2 protein-coding genes are annotated in these 2281 nt (G+C 39.5%); both read left to right on the top strand.

Annotation, left to right across the window (positions count from 1 at the left end; all coding sequences use genetic code 11):
* Positions 1-372 precede the first annotated feature (372 nt).
* Positions 373-1161: an ABC transporter permease gene (locus PX482_RS22160; protein ID WP_002757846.1), complete on the top strand. Its 789-nt coding sequence runs from the start codon at positions 373-375 to the stop codon at positions 1159-1161.
* A 171-nt stretch (positions 1162-1332) separates the two neighbouring features.
* The gene (locus tag PX482_RS22155) at positions 1333-1917 is read left to right on the top strand and encodes a pseudouridine synthase (RefSeq protein ID WP_002751273.1); all 585 of its coding nucleotides are present in this window, start codon (positions 1333-1335) and stop codon (positions 1915-1917) included.
* Positions 1918-2281 lie beyond the last annotated feature (364 nt).

Below are 2281 nucleotides of genomic sequence, written 5' to 3'. Positions count from 1 at the left end.
GTTAGATTCAAGTAGTAGTAGTAGTAGGGTGCGTTAGCGATAGCGTAACGCACCAAATTAAATTAATACTAGGTGTGGTGCGTTACGACGGATTGTTAGATTCAAGTTTAAGCAGAGATTGTCGCCGTCTAACGCACCCTACATTTTACTAAACTGGGATGAGTAGTAGGTAGCGTAACGCACCAAATTAAATTAATCCTAGGTGTGGTGCGTTACGACGGATTGTTAGATTCAAGTTTAAGCAGAGATTGTCGCCGTCTAACGCACCCTACATTTTACTACATTTTACTAAACTGGGATGAGCCACTCTTGAAAAAGGGGACAAATATTAATTATTATTAAAAGTATATTTACTAATTAACCAAAATACCAGTGAAACTAGCTCAAGCTCAGACGATATTAACAGACACTTTAACCGTATTTTGGGGAGAATGGCTAGATTTACGCGCGAGAGTCCTTCAGATCGCCGCCACAGGTTTAGTTTCTCCCCTAATCTATATTATCGGTTTCGGGTTGGGGTTGGGAAGCGCCCTCGATCGCTCGATGAAACCCTCACTCGGCGATTCCTATCTAGAATTTATTTTACCCGGAATGGTGGCCCTGTCCTCAATGGCGATCAGTTTCGGGGGAACCACCTTTTCCATCTGTGGCGATCGCTTATTTAGTAAAACCTTCGAGGAATTATTATTACTTCCCGTCCATCCCCTCTCATTATTTTTAGGCAAAGTTTTCGCGGGAATTTTGCGCGGTGTAATGACTTCTGCATCAGTGATTCTCGTTGCTATCTTATTTACAGGAAAATTTGCCAGTTTTCTCAATCCCCTCTTTTTATTAGTTTTAATCTTAAATTGTGCCGTCTTTGCCGGTTTAGGGGCAATTGTCGGATTGCGAGTTACATCCCTCGAAAGTGTCAGTCTGTATAATAACTTTGTAATCGTGCCGATGTCTTTTTTAGGAGCAACTTTTTTCGACCCCCAAACCTTACCCTGGCCATTAAAAATTATTGTTTATTCCTTGCCCCTCACCTATGCTAGTCTGGGATTAAGAGCCGCAGCCTACGATATAAATCAATTTCCTTGGTTAGCTATCCCTATTTTATTAATCGTCGCTATTCTTCTCTCGATTGTCGGTGCTTATCAATTCTCCCATCAACGGGATTGAATCAGTTATCAGTAATCAGTAATCAGTTATCAGATTTTAGTTTTCAGTGAATAGTATTAAGTGGCAAGTTTTGAGCTTTATTTTCATGGATTACTGTTTGATTTTTACTGATAAAAGCAAAAAGCTCCTGACTCCTATTTCCTGACTCCTATCTCCTGACTTATTTTTACTTTGAATAAATATATCCTTTTTTATAAACCCTACGATGTATTATGTCAGTTTACTGATGAAAATGGTCGCTCGACTTTAAAAGATTATATTCCCATCCCGAATATCTATTCTGTCGGTCGTTTAGATAGGGACAGCGAGGGATTATTATTACTCACAGATAACGGTCAATTACAGCATCGTTTGGGTCATCGTCAATTTGCTCATCCGCGTACCTATTGGGTACAAGTCGAAAGAATTCCAGACCTAAACGCTTTAGAAAAATTGCGTCAAGGTCTTCCTATTCAGGATTATCGCACTCGACCAGCAATAGTTAATTTACTAGATTTTGAACCAGATTTACCCCCCAGAGAGCCACCGATTCGTTATCGAAAATCTGTCCCCACCGCTTGGTTAGAAATTACCTTAACTGAGGGAAGAAATCGTCAGGTAAGAAGGATGACGGCTGCCGTTGGTTATCCGACTTTAAGATTAATTAGAACAGCCATTACTATTGACAAAAACAATAAATTATGCTTAACAGGATTACAACCCGGTCAATGGCGAGAAGTGACTGAAAAAGAGAGAAAAGCCTTGGAAAGGTTATAATTTCTGTAAGTAACCTTGATAAGTGGGTGGGTGGAATTAAATATAAGATGAACGTAGGTTGGGTTGAAGCATGAAACCCAACGCCTGCATGGGTTACGCTACCGCTAACCCATCCTACAAATAATTCTGCCTCCCTACTTAACCAAAGTTGAATGTATAGTTTGGGACTTGATCAAATTACCCACAATTATCTATAATCGTGAATATTAAACCTAAAGACAAATATGAAAGTTAAAACAGATTTGACGATTCCTGAGATTGAGGAAATTAGAAAAGAGGGAGTTAAAGCTCTCGTAGAGAGATTGGGAATTGCTAAAGCGGCTTTCTTTCTAAGAGAAACAGCATCCCAACCTCTAAATTATTT

It is taken from the genome of Microcystis sp. M53602_WE12 (assembly GCF_030065455.1).
In the GTDB taxonomy this organism is placed as follows: Bacteria; Cyanobacteriota; Cyanobacteriia; order Cyanobacteriales; family Microcystaceae; genus Microcystis; species Microcystis aeruginosa.
The sequence above is the reverse complement of the archived record's forward strand: the minus strand, read 5'-3'. Positions and strand labels throughout refer to the sequence as shown.